The sequence below is a fragment of the Bosea sp. NBC_00550 genome, from assembly GCF_026020075.1.
Classification (GTDB): Bacteria; Pseudomonadota; Alphaproteobacteria; order Rhizobiales; family Beijerinckiaceae; genus Allobosea.
This window is the reverse complement of the sequence record NZ_CP102772.1, coordinates 4,792,659-4,807,854: the sequence shown is the minus strand read 5'-3', so window position 1 is coordinate 4,807,854 and position 15,196 is coordinate 4,792,659. Positions and strand designations below refer to the sequence as shown.

The 15,196-nt window shown below is 65.0% G+C and carries 12 protein-coding genes and 1 pseudogene; 12 read left to right on the top strand and 1 reads right to left on the bottom strand.

Features of this window, described 5'->3' with window-relative positions; genetic code table 11:
• Positions 1 to 275 precede the first annotated feature (275 nt).
• The 6 genes from NWE53_RS22895 (at position 276) to NWE53_RS22870 (ending at position 5,479) form a co-directional block, all read left to right on the top strand.
• The gene (locus NWE53_RS22895) at positions 276 to 1,091 is read left to right on the top strand and encodes an alpha/beta fold hydrolase (RefSeq protein ID WP_265051636.1); all 816 of its coding nucleotides are present in this window, start codon (positions 276 to 278) and stop codon (positions 1,089 to 1,091) included.
• Between the two features lie 81 nt (positions 1,092 to 1,172).
• A complete protein-coding gene (locus NWE53_RS22890; protein ID WP_265051635.1) occupies positions 1,173 to 1,559 on the top strand; it encodes a c-type cytochrome in 387 nt (128 codons plus the stop codon).
• A gap of 82 nt (positions 1,560 to 1,641) precedes the next feature.
• Positions 1,642 to 2,838, top strand: coding sequence for a Na+/H+ antiporter NhaA (gene nhaA, locus NWE53_RS22885; protein WP_265051634.1), 1,197 nt, complete (start codon positions 1,642 to 1,644; stop codon positions 2,836 to 2,838).
• A 126-nt stretch (positions 2,839 to 2,964) separates the two neighbouring features.
• Positions 2,965 to 3,414 (top strand): NUDIX hydrolase, encoded by a 450-nt coding sequence (locus NWE53_RS22880; RefSeq protein WP_265051633.1) that lies wholly within the window; start codon positions 2,965 to 2,967, stop codon positions 3,412 to 3,414.
• Positions 3,415 to 4,207: 793 nt separating this feature from the next.
• The gene (locus NWE53_RS22875; protein WP_265051632.1) at positions 4,208 to 5,014 is read left to right on the top strand and encodes a class I SAM-dependent methyltransferase; all 807 of its coding nucleotides are present in this window, start codon (positions 4,208 to 4,210) and stop codon (positions 5,012 to 5,014) included.
• A gap of 105 nt (positions 5,015 to 5,119) precedes the next feature.
• A complete protein-coding gene (locus tag NWE53_RS22870) occupies positions 5,120 to 5,479 on the top strand; it encodes an endonuclease domain-containing protein (RefSeq protein WP_265051631.1) in 360 nt (119 codons plus the stop codon).
• Positions 5,480 to 5,808: 329 nt separating this feature from the next.
• On the opposite strand, the gene NWE53_RS22865 is transcribed toward NWE53_RS22870, so the two are convergent.
• Positions 5,809 to 6,087, bottom strand: coding sequence for a DUF3300 domain-containing protein (locus tag NWE53_RS22865; RefSeq protein WP_442864884.1), 279 nt, complete (start codon positions 6,085 to 6,087; stop codon positions 5,809 to 5,811).
• A gap of 782 nt (positions 6,088 to 6,869) precedes the next feature.
• Here NWE53_RS22865 and NWE53_RS22860 point away from each other — a divergent pair.
• From NWE53_RS22860 to NWE53_RS22835, 6 genes and pseudogenes are all read left to right on the top strand, one after another.
• The gene (locus tag NWE53_RS22860; RefSeq protein ID WP_265051630.1) at positions 6,870 to 8,375 is read left to right on the top strand and encodes an anion permease; all 1,506 of its coding nucleotides are present in this window, start codon (positions 6,870 to 6,872) and stop codon (positions 8,373 to 8,375) included.
• A gap of 29 nt (positions 8,376 to 8,404) precedes the next feature.
• A complete protein-coding gene (locus NWE53_RS22855) occupies positions 8,405 to 9,085 on the top strand; it encodes a 4Fe-4S dicluster domain-containing protein (protein ID WP_265051629.1) in 681 nt (226 codons plus the stop codon).
• Positions 9,082 to 10,704 (top strand): FAD-dependent oxidoreductase, encoded by a 1,623-nt coding sequence (locus NWE53_RS22850; protein ID WP_265051628.1) that lies wholly within the window; start codon positions 9,082 to 9,084, stop codon positions 10,702 to 10,704. The genes NWE53_RS22855 and NWE53_RS22850 overlap by 4 nt, the downstream gene beginning before the upstream one ends.
• Positions 10,701 to 11,948 carry an NADH-ubiquinone oxidoreductase-F iron-sulfur binding region domain-containing protein gene (locus tag NWE53_RS22845; protein ID WP_265051627.1) on the top strand — a complete coding sequence of 416 codons (1,248 nt, stop codon included), beginning with the start codon at positions 10,701 to 10,703 and terminating at the stop codon, positions 11,946 to 11,948. The genes NWE53_RS22850 and NWE53_RS22845 overlap by 4 nt, the downstream gene beginning before the upstream one ends.
• 482 nt (positions 11,949 to 12,430) lie before the next feature.
• Positions 12,431 to 14,647, top strand: coding sequence for a DUF3141 domain-containing protein (locus NWE53_RS22840; protein WP_265051626.1), 2,217 nt, complete (start codon positions 12,431 to 12,433; stop codon positions 14,645 to 14,647).
• A gap of 55 nt (positions 14,648 to 14,702) precedes the next feature.
• Positions 14,703 to 15,193: pseudogene (locus NWE53_RS22835) on the top strand (acetate/propionate family kinase); the annotation flags it as partial.
• Positions 15,194 to 15,196 lie beyond the last annotated feature (3 nt).

Below are 15,196 nucleotides of genomic sequence, written 5' to 3'. Positions count from 1 at the left end.
GCTCTCCGGCAGACACAGCGCAAAGCTATGCACCAGACGCAGGCCAATTAGTCTTTGGTCTATTTGCTCTGCGCCGAGAACATTCCGCCCCCTGCACTCACGCCATGGCAGGGGCGGCCCTGATGCGCCATCCTGACACGAACCGGTCCAATCGGCCAGATCAAGGCCGGAATGACCGGAGGGCGGGCGACCTCACGTTTCAGGGAGAACGGGGCCATGTTCGAGACCATGTGCGCCGGGCGCAGAACCTCACGTCCCCTTCCGCGAGGTGACGCATGACAGCCACGACCGAGATCATCGACTTCAAGGTCGAGACGCCCGACGGCGCGGTGCTCCACGCCTTCAAGGAGGGCCATGGCCAGCCGCTGCTGCTCGTCAGCGGGCTGAGCGGCACGGCAACGTTCTGGACGGAGATCGCCGCGACGCTGTCGCGCTCCTTCCAGGTGATCCGCTTCGACCAGCGCGGCATCGGCTCCAGCACGCGCGGCGAAGCGCCCTGCGATATCGAGCTTCTGGCCCGCGACAGCCTGGCGGTCCTCGACGCCGCCGGCATCGAGCGCGCGGTCGTGCTCGGCCATTCCACGGGCGGCTGCATTGCCCAGCGGATCGCCAAGCTCGCTCCGGGGCGCCTCGACGGCCTGATCCTGAGCGCAAGCTGGCTCTCGCCCGGCCGGTTCCTGAGCGCCTTGTTCGGGGCGCGCCGCGCGATCCTCGATGCGGACCCCTACGCCTACGCCGCGATCTCCGTGCTCAGCGGCTATCAGCCGCGCTGGATCGAGCAGAACTGGCATATCTACGACGATGCGCTGGCATCGGCGCCCGTCAGCGAGCAGGCGAGGATTGTGACGCATGAGCGCATCGATGCCCTGCTCGCCTTCGACGGCTCGGCCGATATCGGCTCGCTGATGATGCCGGTGCTGGTGCTAGGCACGCGCGACGACATCGTCGTGCCCGTCTACCATCAGGAAGCGCTTGCCGCCGCCCTGCCCGGCTGCCGGCGCACCATCATGGAGACCGGCGGACATCTCTTCCCGGTCTCGCGCCCGGACGCCTTCACCGCCACCGTCGCGGAGTGGATCGGCGAGCTCTGAGGTGCGCGGCGAAAGGACCCATGCCGCCGCCGCGCGGCTTCGGGTTATGTAAGAATGCCTCCAAGTCGAAAAGACCTGACCATGCGAGCCATTCTCCCGAGCCTCCTCCTTATCCTGCCGTTCCTCAGTCAATCAGCCGCCGCGCAGGACGCCGCGGCCGGTGAACGATCCTTCAATAAGTGCCGCGCCTGCCACCAGATCGGCGAGGGCGCGCGCAACCTCGTCGGCCCCGAGCTCAACGGCCTGATCGGCCGGCATTCGGGCGCGGTCGAGGCCTACAGCTATTCCGCCGCCAACAAGAACTCCGGCCTGACCTGGGACGAAACCACCTTCACCGACTACATCAAGGACCCCAGGGCCAAGATTCCGGGCACCAAGATGATCTTCGCCGGCATCAAGGGCGAGAAGGAGATCAACGACCTGATCGCCTTCCTCAAGCAGTTCGACAAGGACGGCAAGAAGCTCTGAATTCCACTGCGACATCTGCAGATTTGGTCATATCCATAGGCCTGTCGTATCTCCTTCTGCTCGATCCACAGAGGAGATCATGATGGCCGGCCCCGCTGCACGGACGAGACCCCTTTCCGCGTTGCGGGAATTCCTGCACAGCGAGGCCTCCGGCGGCATCGTGCTGATGGCGGTTGCGGCGCTCGCCGTCGTCATCGCCAACTCGCCGGCGGCGCCGTTCTATTTCGCCGCGCTGAAGAGCTATGTGCTCGGCCTTTCGGTGCTGCACTGGATCAACGACGCGCTGATGGCGGTGTTCTTCCTGCTCGTCGGGCTCGAGATCAAGCGCGAGATGCTGGACGGGCAGCTCTCGAGCTGGGGGCGACGGGCGCTGCCCGGCTTCGCCGCGCTCGGCGGCATGGTCGCGCCGGCGCTGATCTATGTCGCCCTCAACCGCGGCGCGCCCGAGAGCCTGCGCGGCTGGGCGATCCCGACAGCCACCGACATCGCCTTCGCGCTCGGCGTGCTCTCGCTGCTGGGACCACGTGTTCCGGCCTCGCTCAAGGTCTTCCTGACCGCGCTCGCCATCCTCGACGATCTCGGCGCGGTGATCATCATCGCGGTGTTCTACACCAGCGGGCTGTCCGAACTGTATCTCGGCCTCGCGGCATTGACGCTCATTGCGCTTGCTGTCCTCAACCGCCTCGGCGTGACGCGGCTCGCGCCCTATCTGCTGCTCGGCATCGCGCTCTGGATCTTCACGCTGAAATCCGGCGTGCACGCCACGCTGGCCGGTGTCGCTCTGGCGCTGACCATCCCGCTCAAGGCCTCACCCGCCAGGCCCGACGACGCGGGCTCGCCGCTGCACCGGCTGGAGCACGGGCTCCACCCTTATGTCGCCTTCCTGATCATCCCGATCTTCGGCTTCGCCAATGCCGGCCTTCCCTTCAGCGGCCTCGGGCTCGCGACGCTGGCGGAGCCGCTGCCGCTCGGCATCCTGCTCGGCCTGTTCGTCGGCAAGCAGATCGGCATCTTCGGCTTCGGCTGGCTGGCGATCCGGGCCGGGCTCGCCGATCTGCCGGCCAGAGCCTCCTGGGCTCAGTTCTACGGCATCGCCCTGCTCTGCGGCATCGGCTTCACCATGAGCCTGTTCATCGGCCTGCTCGCCTTCCCGGATTCGGAGATGCTTCAGAACCAGACCAAGATGGGCGTGATCGCGGGCTCGCTCATCTCCGGCATCGGCGGCTGGCTGCTTCTGCGGTTCTCCGCCGGGGAAGATATGCACAGGAAGCAGGGCTGACGCGTTCACTTTTTCGGCAGAATGCCTCTTCCAATTTTACGCAGCGATGCAATATTTATTCGCTCCGGCGAACATTATGATTCGGAGCCGGACGAATGTGCAGCCAAGAAGGGGCTTCCAGCGTCGATGAAGAAGGCCAAGCGGAAACCGGGGGAGAAGCGGTCGCAGATCGCCGCCATGCCGATCCGCCGTGCCGCCGACGGCTCGACTGAAATCCTGCTGGTGACATCGCGGACGACCCGGCGCTGGATCGTCCCCAAGGGCTGGCCGATGAAGGGGCTGAAGGATCGCGACGCCGCGGCGCGCGAGGCCTATGAGGAGGCCGGCGTCCTCGGCCGCGTCAGCCGCGATCCGGCCGGGCGCTACACCTACTGGAAGCGCATGAGCGACCATTTCGCGCTCTGCGAGGTGAAACTCTACCTGCTCGAGGTCGAGCAGCAGCTCGACAACTTCGCCGAGCAGCACCAGCGCGACCTGCACTGGTTCAAGCTTGCCGACGCCGCCGACCTGGTCGACGAGCCGGAGCTCAGCACCGCCATCCGCAAGCTGGGAAACACGCCCGCCCTGGCGGCGTAAGGCGCTCCTTTCCAACCGCATATCGGCGTCACGCCCGGCTCGGCTCCCGCGTCATGCCCGGGCTTGATCCGGGCATCTCCTGACGAGGATGCGCCGGAGCCTCCTCCGGCCCGGGATTCCCGGGTCTCCCTGCGGTCGCCCGAGAATGACGCGCGTGTTTTCACCCGCCAGCGCTGCCGCACGAGCGTTTCGAAATTCGAGGGGCAGCGGAGCGCCGCGAGGCGCGGGGGTATCGGGCCGCTTCCATTGAGCCAGGATGCGGCGCGGAAGGATTGAGCCACCTTCCGCACGCCCCGTGGCGCTCCGCCTATCGGCGTTCTCATCTAGACTCCGGGCCGCGCTTCTACGGCTCTCCGGTTCCGGTCCCGCTCGCCTCGACGCCAGTTCGGCACGGAGCGCGCTGCGCTCCGCTTTGTCTCGTGCATCGGATGGTCCCGAAAAGTGGCTTGCACTTCTCAGTTCGATGCCGGCCTCGTCGCGTCTCGGGTTGCAGAACCTTTCCCTTCGAGCCTCCCAGCGAGCTCCTCGCGCAGGGATCGTAATGTCCCCAGAGCGGTGCCCCGAAGCCTCCCGAGTCTGGCGTGCAAGGCCAGCCGCAGGCGCCGACCCCATCCCGCCACACGACATGCCTCCGGATGGCTGCCCCTCGGGGATGAGGTGGGTCGAGAATAGGCTTGGGTTGAAAGGGCGGGGATAAGTTTTACACCCCGGTTTCACGACGTGGAACATCCCTCGCTCGTACAGGTTATCGCCTTGACGTAAGGTTAGTTATCGTAGAGCCAAAGGCCAGACGATGCCCGACCAGACGCGCCATGACGCATGGCAGGCCGGCGACAGCTATGATCGCTATATGGGGCGCTGGAGCCGCCAGCTCGCGCCGCGCTTTGTCGACTGGCTGAATCCCCTGCCGGGCTTCGATTGGCTCGACATCGGCTGCGGCACCGGCGCGCTGACCGAGGCGCTGCTGGGCGAGGCCGTGCCGGTCAGCATCGTCGCGATCGACCCTTCCGAAGGCTTTCTGGCGCAGGCGCAGGCGCGCGTGACCGACCGACGCGTCACCTTCGGGCTCGGCAGCGCCGAGGCGCTGCCGCTGGAGAACGCCAGCGCCGACGCCGCCGGCTCGGCGCTGATGCTCAACTTCGTGCCGGACCGGGGCAAGGCGCTGGCCGAGATGCGGCGCGTCCTGCGGCCGGGCGGGCTCGTCGCCTTCTATGTCTGGGATTATCCGGGCGGCGGCATCCAGTTCATGCGCGCCTTCTGGACCGCCGCGGCGGCGCTCGACCCCAATGCGCGCGAGCTCACCGAGGACAGGCGCTTTCCCTTCTGCACGCAGGAGGGACTGACCGAGCTTGCCGGCGCCGCGGGGCTGGTCGACATCGCCTGCGAGGCGATCACCGTGCCGACGCTGTTCCGCGATTTCGACGATCTCTGGCAGCCCTTCACGCTCGGCGCCGGCCCGGCCCCCGGCTATTGCGCCAGCCTGCCGCCCGAGGCGCGCGAGCAGCTGCGGCTCAAGCTGCGCGAGAGCCTGCCGATCGCCGCCGACGGCACGATCCCGCTCGAAGCGCGCGCCTGGGCGCTGCAGGCGATCTCGCCCTGAGGCGGGCGGGCCCATGTCTTCCGTTCGAGGCGTGCTATGAACCGGGACGGGAACCCTCCCCCGGATGAGGGGCAGAGGTGAGGGACCGCCCTTGCCGGGAACGGCATGCCGGTACAGCATCCTTCCAGTCACCACAGAACGCCGCCTCTCGCCCGAAAGCTCCGCGCCCGAGCGACGGAAGCCGAGGACATGCTGTGGTCCCTCATCCGCGATCGCCGCCTCGACGGTTTGAAGTTCCGGCGGCAAGTGCCGCTGCTCGGCTACACCGTCGACTTCCTCTGCATCGACCGCAAGCTGGTGGTCGAACCTGACGGCCAACAGCATGGCTGGGAGCGCGACGACGACACCGCGCGGACCGAGGAGATCGAGCAGCATGGTTTCACGGTCATTCGCTTCACGAATAGCGAAGTGTTGGACGATCGCGACGCGGTCATCGCCGCAATCCACAAAGCCTTGATCAGCTGAGTTCCAGAACCGCAATGCCTCTTCCCTTCTCCCGGATGGGAGAAGGTGGCGCGGAGCGCCGGATGAGGGTGTGCGCTTTCCGCAGAAGGCGCTGCGGCGCCGTTGCGCCTTCATGATCAACGGCGGTCCCTCACCCCTGCCCCTCTCCCATCCGGGTGATCGAAAAAACTTGCAGGCGCCATAAATTGTCTAATGTTATCAATTAGATACATTGTTATCTGCGATAATCCAAGTTGAGGGGTAGATTATAGGCAGCATCGAAACTCCCAAGCGAGGCAGCCTGCCGGAGCGCGGGGGCGAGCCTTGCCGCGCCTGCCAGTACCCCGGGCTCATCGAACCGGCGGTGTTGACGGGCCGGCCGTCGCAGCCGGCATAGTCATCGGCCTGCAGCATGCCGGCAAAGCCTCGCAGATACTACTCTGGATGATCGCCCGAGTGATCACGGGACGCGGAGCGCACTGGTATTCTCCGGGTGCGGCCACGAATGCCCCAAGCCCATCGGTGGGATGACCGTCCTCAAGCTTCAGGGCGATCGAGACTTTCAGCTTCTTGTTGGCTGCGAACCATCGATCCGCCTGCACCACCTCCAGCGGATAGGTCGAAGCCATCGGCACCTGTGCGAGCAAGGCGTCGGGGTAGAGCGCGATCGGCGCAACGAGCGCATCGGAGGGCCGCTGGAAAGAACCTCTTCGCCCTGCCCTGCCTGGGGCGCCACGGGCACCTGCGGTTTTGAAGGGGGCTCAGTCGCCTGCCCCTACCCCTGAGAGGCGAGCCCGCTGAGGATAACGCTGTCGAACACAATTTGCAGATGCATAGTCATACCTAGCAGCGGCCCTGCAACGCGATGAAGCGCGCATCCGTAAGAGCGGAAACAGTGCGACCTGCGAGAGGGAAGGAAACAGGATGGCTTCTCCCGTTCAGGAATCGCGCAGCATCGATCACTTTTTCTCCGCCCCGTCCGGTCGCACCGACCGTTGGCGTGACCTTCACGCGGTGGCCCGCGCCTGGTCGACACGCAGCAAGAACCGCAGCGCGGTCGAGGCGGGACTCGACGATCTGACACCAGAGATAAGCGCGCGATAACCCTCGCTCGCTGACACCGACGCACCAAAGCGCGCGCTCATGGTGCCAGCCCGGCCTCCTACCCCCTGCATATCCCCGCGCGCTGCGCCGAACACGCGCAGACTGTCCGACAAAAAGATGCCGGCGCTCAACTCTCGTGTCGGGACTGTCCAGTGCTGGGCTTGCGAATTTGAAACGCTTGCTGCTTGCTGGACCCATTGTCAGGGCACGGCGTACTTGCATCAGTTGCGATCTGCGAACTTCTTGATCGAATTCACGGCCGCTTTGGCAAAGGCTGGCGGGCCGGTTTGCAAGGGGGAAATTGCCGATGCTCGGGCGCCTGAAGGCGATGTTCGATTTTTTCAAGGCATCGGTACCGTTCCGACTGCAGCCCGCGATCATCACGACGATCTTCCTGGTCGTCATGCTGCTGCTGCCCGCCCCCGAAGGGCTGACGCCGAAGGCCTGGGCGCTTCTGGGCATCTTCCTGACCACCATCCTCGCGATCATCCTCAAGGTCATGCCGATCGGCGTCATGGCCATGATGGCAATGACCATCGTCGCCCTTTCGCAGGTCACCGCGACCTCCTCGAGGGGCGCCATAGCGGACGCGCTGGGTAGCCTGTCCAGTCCCCTCATCTGGCTGATCGTGGTCGCGATCCTCATCTCGCGCGGCCTGAAGAAGACCGGTCTGGGCAGCCGCATGGGCCTGATCTTCATCAGCCTGCTGGGCAAGCGGACCATCGGGATCGGCTACGGGTTGGCGATCTGCGAACTGGTGCTGGCGCCCTTCACGCCCAGCAACACGGCCCGCGGTGGTGGCATCGTGCATCCGATCATGCGATCGATCGCGACCGCGTTTGATTCCGATCCTGCCAAGGGCACCGAGCGGAAGATGGGCACCTACCTGTCGCTCGTAAACATGCATGCCAATACGATCACCTCGGGCATGTTCGTCACCGCCACGGCGCCGAACCCGCTGGTGGTCGACTATGTCGCGCGGGTCACGAACCAGACCTTCCATCTCACCTGGACGGCCTGGGCGCTCTACATGCTGGTGCCGGGCCTGGTCTGCCTGCTGCTCATGCCCATCGCCATCTCCATCCTCTCCCCACCCGAGGTGAAGGCGACGCCGGATGCGGTCGGATATGCGCAGACCGCACTGAAGCGCATGGGCCCGCTCTCGGGCAAGGAATGGGTGATGATCGGCACCTTCGCGATGCTGCTCGTGCTCTGGGCCAACGTGCCGGCGATGATCTTCGGCCCGGCCTTCACGCTTGACCCCACAGCCGTTGCCTTCCTGGGCCTGTTCACCCTCATCATCACCGGCACGATCGATTGGGACGACGTCCTTTCGGAAAAGAGCGCCTGGGATACGCTGATCTGGTTCGGCGCCCTGGTGATGATGGCCGAGCAGCTGAACGAGACCGGTGTCATCCCCTGGTTCTCCAACCTGCTGAAGAACGGCATCGTGGCCGCCGGCATGGGATGGGAGCTGGCCGCGACGCTGCTCGTGCTGCTCTTTGTCTTCTCGCACTACTTCTTCGCCAGCACGACGGCGCACATCAGCGCCATGATGCTCGCCTTCCTGACCGTGGGCGTCAGCGTGGTGCCGCCCGACTATGTGATACCGTTCTTGCTCATGATGGTGGCCGGCTCAAGCATCATGATGACACTGACGCACTACGCCACCGGCACCTCGCCCATCATCTTCGGAAGCGGTTATGTGCCGTTGGGCACCTGGTGGCGCGTCGGCTTCATCATGTGCGTTGGGGAGCTTATCATCTACGCGGTGCTCGGCACCACCTGGTGGAGGATATTGGGCCTCTGGTGAACCCGATGACGGATGGAGGAGAAACCCGCATGGCCGACGATGCCGCAGCCGCCGATGGCGTAGGCTTCACCTTCGACGGCCATGCCATCCGGGCGACCAGGGGCGTCTCCCTGCTCCAGGCCTGGATCGGGGCCGGCCTGCCGCTCACCGAGAATGTGGGCTGCATGGGCCAGGGGGTCTGTGGTGCCTGCCGGGTTCTGGTGCGCCGCACGGGCGAGCGGCTGGCCAGCACGGCGCTCGCCTGCGAGATGCTGGCCGAGGAGGGCATGCAGGTCGCCTTCATCGACCATTTCCCGGCTAGCCGCGCGCATGGCTACGACCTGCAACTCCTCGCCGACAGCTGGACAGCCATCGAGCAGATCGGCGCGGTCTTCCCCGAAGCCAAGCATTGCCGCCACTGCGGCGGCTGCGACCACGCCTGCCCCAAAGGGATCGAGGTGCAGCGCATGGTCGATCTGGCCGTTCTGGGCCAGACCGACGCGGCGGCGGGGCTGTTCGATCACTGTGTGCTCTGCAATCTCTGCGTTGCCGCCTGCCCCGAGCATATCGACCCTGCGCATCTGGGCCAGTTCGTGCGGCGGATGCGCGCCTCCCTCACACTGCGCCCGTCGGACCTGATCATGCGCTTGCACGAGATCGGGGAAGGCCGGCAGCCGATTGACTTCGACGCGCCCGGCGCCAATCCGCCCCCTACGGAGTCCGTTGCTTGAGCGCCGCCTGCATTCCGCATGCGCAAGCCGTGGAGGCTTGGCGAGCCGCCGCCCCGGCCCCGGCCAAGGCATTGGACCTGCCGGTGCAGGACCTGCTGGCCGGCTACCACCCTGACCGCCAGCCGGGCGCCATGGTGACGCTCCGGGTCGGCGTCAGCGCCGGCCAGGAATGCCCGGCCATCCTCGCTGACCTGCTGCAGGCGGATTCGCTGCTGGAGGATGTGGACCTCGCCGGCGCTCCGACCCTGGACGCTGATGTGTTGGTCATCGGCGGTGGTGGAGCGGGCTGCGTGGCGGCATTAACCGCCGCCCGTGCCGGGGCGCGCGTGCTGCTCGCCACCAAGCTGCGCATCGGAGACAGCAACACCGTCATGGCCGAAGGCGGCATCCAGGCCGCCGTGGGCGCCGAGGATAGCCTGCAACGCCATTTCGAGGACACGCTGCGCGCGGGCCATTTCACCGCCGACAAGGCATTGGTGGCGGCCCTGGTCGCAGACGGACCTTCCGCCATCCGCTGGCTGATCCAGGAGGGGATGAACTTCGACCTCACCGAGAACAGCCAACGCATGGGCGGTACGCTGCTGCGCAAGAAGCCGGGCGGCGCCACCGCGGCCAGACTGCTGTCCTATCGAGACTTCACCGGGCTGGAACTGATGCGGGCGCTGCGGGAAGCGACCCTGCTGCAGCCGGGGATCACCCTCCTCGACCGCCATCCGGCGCTGGAATTGCTAAGCGACGATCGCGGCCGCTGTGCCGGGGCGGTCCTGCACGACTTCGCTCACGGCCGCGCGGTGCTGGCGCGCGCCGGGGCGGTGGTGTTGGCCACTGGCGGCGCGGGGCGGCTGCATCTCGCGGGGTTTCCGACCTCGAATCACTACGGCGCCACGGCGGACGGGCTGGCGCTGGCCTATCGCCTCGGCACTGCGCTGCGCGACGTGGACAGCTTCCAGTACCACCCTACCGGCATCGCCTGGCCGCCGCACCTGGAAGGCGCGCTGGTCAGCGAGGCGGCCCGCTCGTCCGGCGCCTATCTGGTGAATGGGCGGGGTGAGCGTTTTGTCGATGAATTGCAGCCACGCGACATCGTGGCCTCAGCGGTCCTGCGCGAGATCGCCGAGGGCCGGGGCATCGGCCGCGATGGCAAGACCGGCGTCTTTCTTGACACGCCATCCCTGGAACAGGCGAAGCCCGGCATCCTGGAGAAAAGCCTCGTCACGCTGCTCCACCTCGCGCATCGCGGCGGCTTCGACCCGGCCGAAGAACCCTTCCTGATCCGTCCAACGCTGCACTACCAGAATGGCGGTGTGTTGATCGACCCGAAGGGCCGCACGGCCGTCCCCGGCCTTCTGTGTGCCGGCGAAGTGACCGGCGGACTGCACGGGCGCAACCGCATGATGGGCAACGCGCTGCTGGAACTGGTGGTGTTCGGCCGCCACGCCGGTGCCAGCGCGGCGGCCGACGCACGGGGGGAGCGGCCGCGTAACGTCGGTCTGGCGCACCTGGCCAATTGGCGCCGCGCCCTTGAGATGCAGGGCCTGCCACTTAGCCGCAAGTCGCCGATGATCTTTCCGCCCTATGGCAATTTCGACGCCTCCACCGATAGGTCGATCGCCACATGACCGCCGTGCTCACCGCCGAGGCCATCCAAGTCGGTCCGGATCTCGCCGGGTGGCTCGCGGCGGGCGGCGGCGAAGGGTTGGAGCGTGCCCTGTCGGACCCGGCCAGCATCATTCCCACCCTGGAAGCTGCCGGGCTGCGCGGTCTGGGCGGCGCAGGCTTTCCGACGCATCGCAAATGGGCCGCCGTGGCTGCCCAGCCGCTCTGCCCGGAGGGAGGCGGGAAATGGATCATCTGCAATGGCAATGAGGATGAGCCAGGCACTTTCAAGGACCGATTCCTGCTCTCCCGCACGCCCCACCAGGTGATCCAGGGCGCGCTCATCGGCGCGATCGCAGTCAAGGCGAACAGGATTGCCCTCTACGTCAATCCGCGCGAGACCGGCTTGGTGGAAATGCTGCACGCCGCGTCCGCGGCGTGGCGCCAGCATCCTCTCCTCGCGCGCGTCGGCGGGGCGATCGGGATGCCTGTGGAGATCCATGTCAGTCCCAGCTCCGGCCTTTATGTCGGCGGCGAGGAGACGGCAGCGGTGGCCAGCGTGGTGGGCGGCTTTCCCTTCCCGTCGCTCAAGCCGCCCTTCCCCGCCGAGAAGGGCGTGTACGGCGCGCCGACGCTGCTGAACAATGTCGAGACCTTCGCCCATGCGACGCACATCCTGGGCCGGGGCGCTGCTTGGTATCGGGGGCTCGGCCTCGGCGATGCGGTGGGCACCAAGCTCTATTCGCTGTCCGGTGACGTAATGCGCCCCGGCCTGCACGAACTGCCCATGGGCACCTCCCTACGCGACCTGGTGTTCGGCCATGGCGGCGGAATGCTCGCGGATAAGGGGTTCAAGGCCGTCTTCACCGGCGGTCCTTCCAACACGCTTCTGACGGCCAGTGATCTCGACGTGGCGCTGGATTTCGACAGCCTGCGGGCACGTGGCTCGCGGCTCGGCACGGGTGCGATGATCGTAGTTGGCGAAGGCACTAGTATCCTGCGCAAGACGGCAGAATACGTCGCTTTCTTCGCGGCCAATTCCTGCGGTCAATGCCCCTCCTGCAAGATCGGCACAAATCAGGTTTCGCGCATCCTCGAGCGTATCGAGGCCGGCGCCGGGCGGCCGAGTGATCTTGCGGCCCTGGAGAATCTTACGCGGCTGCTGCCTGGTTCCGGCCGTTGCGGCCTGGTGGATGGCGCGGCGACGGTGCTCGCCAGTTCACTGTCCACGTTTGGCGAGGAGTATAGGCAGGCGTTGAAGCTCTGATTGCGGCATTTCGGGACGCCAGCCGCGGGGCCTCGCGCCAATTTCACTCGGCTACTTACGTGTTAGGCCGTCTGGACGAATTTGATCAAGCATAGGCCTGCGGCGAAGCTGACGATGGACCGAAAATTCCGGGCTGTCTTTTCGCATCGGAGGCCAACGCGCTTGAAGCGTTTGAGGGTGCCGATGCCCTGCTCGATACGGGCGGGCCTTATGAGCGTGGTGGCGAAGAAGGCGGGCCTGTCCTTCTCTTTGACGCCCAGTCGTCTTCGTCCATCCGAGTAGACATCGCTTCCGACCTCCAGATCAGTCGAAACCCATGAATCACATCCGATTCTCCGCTGGAATCCTATTTGCGCGTGCCTCGGGCGCTCAGTAGATGCAGTTGTCGGCCAGAACTGGCGTTTCGAGATCGGACTCGTAAATTACGCACTGACCGGCTAAAACCGCGCCGACTAGGAACTGAATTCCGGCGGGAGTGTGTAATGGTCAAGCCGACGACATCTCAGAAATTAGACCCGTCCACGCTAGACAGCGCATTTTCTTACTCGACCGACGCGTGGCAGCGCGCGATTCTCTTCCTCGATACAATGCGCAAGCGAGCAGGACAGTATGAGGAGCACGCGAAACAACTCGCTCCAAACGTACTCGACTATGAAGCGGAATTAATTTGTGACGGGCGCACGCTGGCGCGCCCGGTCAACTACGTGCTGGCCGGCATCGTTCCACCGCCGGGGATAGTCATTGACCAACGCAAGCGACCCTTCGTGGTCGTCGATCCGCGCGCGGGCCATGGTCCCGGGATTGGCGGCTTCAAGGCCGACAGCGAAATCGGTGTTGCCCTGAAGGCGGGGCACCCCTGTTATTTTATCGGCTTCTTGCCCGATCCTGTGCACGGCCAGACCATCGAGGACATCGCGCGGGCCGAGGCAATCTTCCTTGAGAAGGTCATCGAGCGCCATCCGGATGCTGAGGGCAAACCCTGCGTAATCGGCAATTGCCAAGCCGGCTGGGCAGTCATGATCCTGGCATCGCTTCGCCCGGAGCTTTTTGGCCCAATTATCGTCGCCGGCACGCCGTTGTCCTACTGGGCTGGCGTCAGGGGGCAGTTTCCGATGCGGTACGCGGGGGGGCTGCTCGGCGGCAGTTGGTTGACCGCGCTTGCAGGCGATCTGGGTGCCGGCATCTTCGACGGGGCTTCGTTAGTTCAGAATTTCGAGAGCCAGAATCCCGCAAACACGCTTTGGTCGAAGCAATACAATCTCTACTCAAAGATCGACACGGAAGCAGATCGTTATCTCGGTTTCGAAAAATGGTGGGGTGGGCATGTAACACTCAATGCCGAAGAAATGCAGTTTATCGTCGACGAGCTCTTTGTGGGGAACAAGCTTGCAGCCGGTGCGATTCAGACTTCCGATGGAACGACGATCGATTTACGCAACATTGCCTCACCGATCGTGGTCTTCTGCTCCAAGGGCGACAACATCACCCCCCCGCAGCAGGCGCTCGACTGGATCCTCGACCTATACGATAGCGTCGACGACATCCGCGCCTATGGCCAGACAATCGTCTACGCGGTGCACGAGACTGTGGGTCATCTTGGTATCTTCGTCTCTTCGGGAGTGGCCCGCAAGGAGCACGATGAGTTCGCGTCCAATATCGACCTAATCGATGTGTTGCCGCCCGGCCTTTACGAGGCAGTTCTTGAGGCAAAGGGTGAAGCGGTCACAAATCCCGATCTCGTAACGGGGTCATGGGTCATGCGCTGCGAAGCGCGAACCCTGGATGACATTCGTGCCATGGGCGGAAATGATCTGGAGGATGAGCGACGGTTTGCCGCCGCTGCGCGCGTCTCCGAAATCAACCTCGCGCTCTACCGGACCGTGGCGCAGCCGATCGTCCAGGCACTCGTCACAACGCCGATGGCCGCGGCGTTGCGGAGCCTGCATCCGCTTCGCCTTTCCTACGAAATGTTTGGAGCCGGCAACCCTTGGCTCTCGTGGGTCGAGGGCGCCGCGGAAAACGTTCGAGAAAACAGGCAAGCAATTCCCGCCGACAATCCTTTCTTGGCGCTTCAGGAGAAGGCTTCCGAGCAGATCGTCGAAAGCTTAGAGAATTGGCGTAAAGAGATTGAGAAGATGTCGGAGCAGAGCTTCCATGCCATTTATGGAACGTCGGCGCTTCAGAGTGCGCTCGGTGTCGACGTAAAGTCGCATCGCCGGCCGCGCCAAGCGGCGGCGAACCTGCTGCACACCCGGCTCCTCGAAGCCCGGATTTCAGAATTGCGAGCGCTCATGACGGCAGGTGGGCTTCGCGAAGGGCTGGCCCGTTCACTAATCTATGTCGGGTTGGCACGCGGCAGCGTTGACGAGCGCGGCTTCGAGGCGATCCGTCGTATCCGACAGGCCCATCCTGCGACGCGGCAAACAAGCCTTCGGGAATTCAAGAAAGTGATACGCGAACAGTACTACATGCTCCTGATCGACGAGGATGCGGCACTCGCAGCCATCCCGGCTTTGCTGCCGAAGCAGCCAGACGAGCGGCGTGCGGCTTTCGCGGCTCTGCGCGAAGTGCTGGAGGCGGCAGGCTCGCTAACGGACGCCACTAGCGAGAGGCTCGCGCGCATTGCCCTGTTCTTTCAGACTCCAAGTGAGCCGGTAGCTCTTGGGCCGTCGAATCCAGGCAATCGTATCGCGTCCTGACTTCATCCGAAGGGATCCCGCATGTCCGATCGCGCCGCCCAGCAATTGACGCACTGGCCTCCCGATGGGGACCCGACCCGGTCAGCTCGATCCCGGTGTAGTGCTCTAACTGATCACCCACAAGGGCATGAGCGCGGAGGATGTTTCTGATCTTCTGTATCGCGATTCCGGGCTCAAGGGTCTTTCCGGCCTCTCCAATGACATGCGCGATCTGCTGGCGAGTGACGAGGCGGGCGCGGCCTTCGCAATCGACCATTTCGTCCATCGCTGTGCGCTGCAGACCGGGATGTTGGCGGCCGCTCTTGGTGGACTCGACGCCTTCGTCTTCACCGCAGGAGTCGGTGAAAACGCGCCGGCTATCCGCGGCCGCATCGCCGAACGTCTTGCCTGGCTGGGTGCCGATCTAGACCCGACGCCAATGAATCCGGCGCCGTTTGCATGTCCACCGCAGCAAGCAAAGTGGCGCTCCTCGTGATTCCAACTGACGAGGAACTCGTCATCGCCCGCCACACCTTCGCGTTGCTCCACACGTCCGCCGCATCCTGACCG

Excerpts from the sequence above, each read along its gene's own strand:
- NWE53_RS22880 (WP_265051633.1), top strand. The coding sequence starts at position 2,965 with ATGAAGAAGGCCAAGCGGAAACCGGGGGAGAAGCGGTCGCAGATCGCC.
- NWE53_RS22870 (WP_265051631.1), top strand. The coding sequence starts at position 5,120 with ATGCCGGTACAGCATCCTTCCAGTCACCACAGAACGCCGCCTCTCGCC.
- NWE53_RS22865 (WP_442864884.1), bottom strand. The coding sequence starts at position 6,087 with ATGGCTTCGACCTATCCGCTGGAGGTGGTGCAGGCGGATCGATGGTTC.
- NWE53_RS22845 (WP_265051627.1), top strand. The coding sequence starts at position 10,701 with ATGACCGCCGTGCTCACCGCCGAGGCCATCCAAGTCGGTCCGGATCTC.
- NWE53_RS22840 (WP_265051626.1), top strand. The coding sequence starts at position 12,431 with ATGGTCAAGCCGACGACATCTCAGAAATTAGACCCGTCCACGCTAGAC.
- NWE53_RS22895 (WP_265051636.1), top strand. The coding sequence starts at position 276 with ATGACAGCCACGACCGAGATCATCGACTTCAAGGTCGAGACGCCCGAC.
- NWE53_RS22875 (WP_265051632.1), top strand. The coding sequence starts at position 4,208 with ATGCCCGACCAGACGCGCCATGACGCATGGCAGGCCGGCGACAGCTAT.
- NWE53_RS22860 (WP_265051630.1), top strand. The coding sequence starts at position 6,870 with ATGCTCGGGCGCCTGAAGGCGATGTTCGATTTTTTCAAGGCATCGGTA.
- NWE53_RS22890 (WP_265051635.1), top strand. The coding sequence starts at position 1,173 with ATGCGAGCCATTCTCCCGAGCCTCCTCCTTATCCTGCCGTTCCTCAGT.
- NWE53_RS22855 (WP_265051629.1), top strand. The coding sequence starts at position 8,405 with ATGGCCGACGATGCCGCAGCCGCCGATGGCGTAGGCTTCACCTTCGAC.
- nhaA (WP_265051634.1), top strand. The coding sequence starts at position 1,642 with ATGGCCGGCCCCGCTGCACGGACGAGACCCCTTTCCGCGTTGCGGGAA.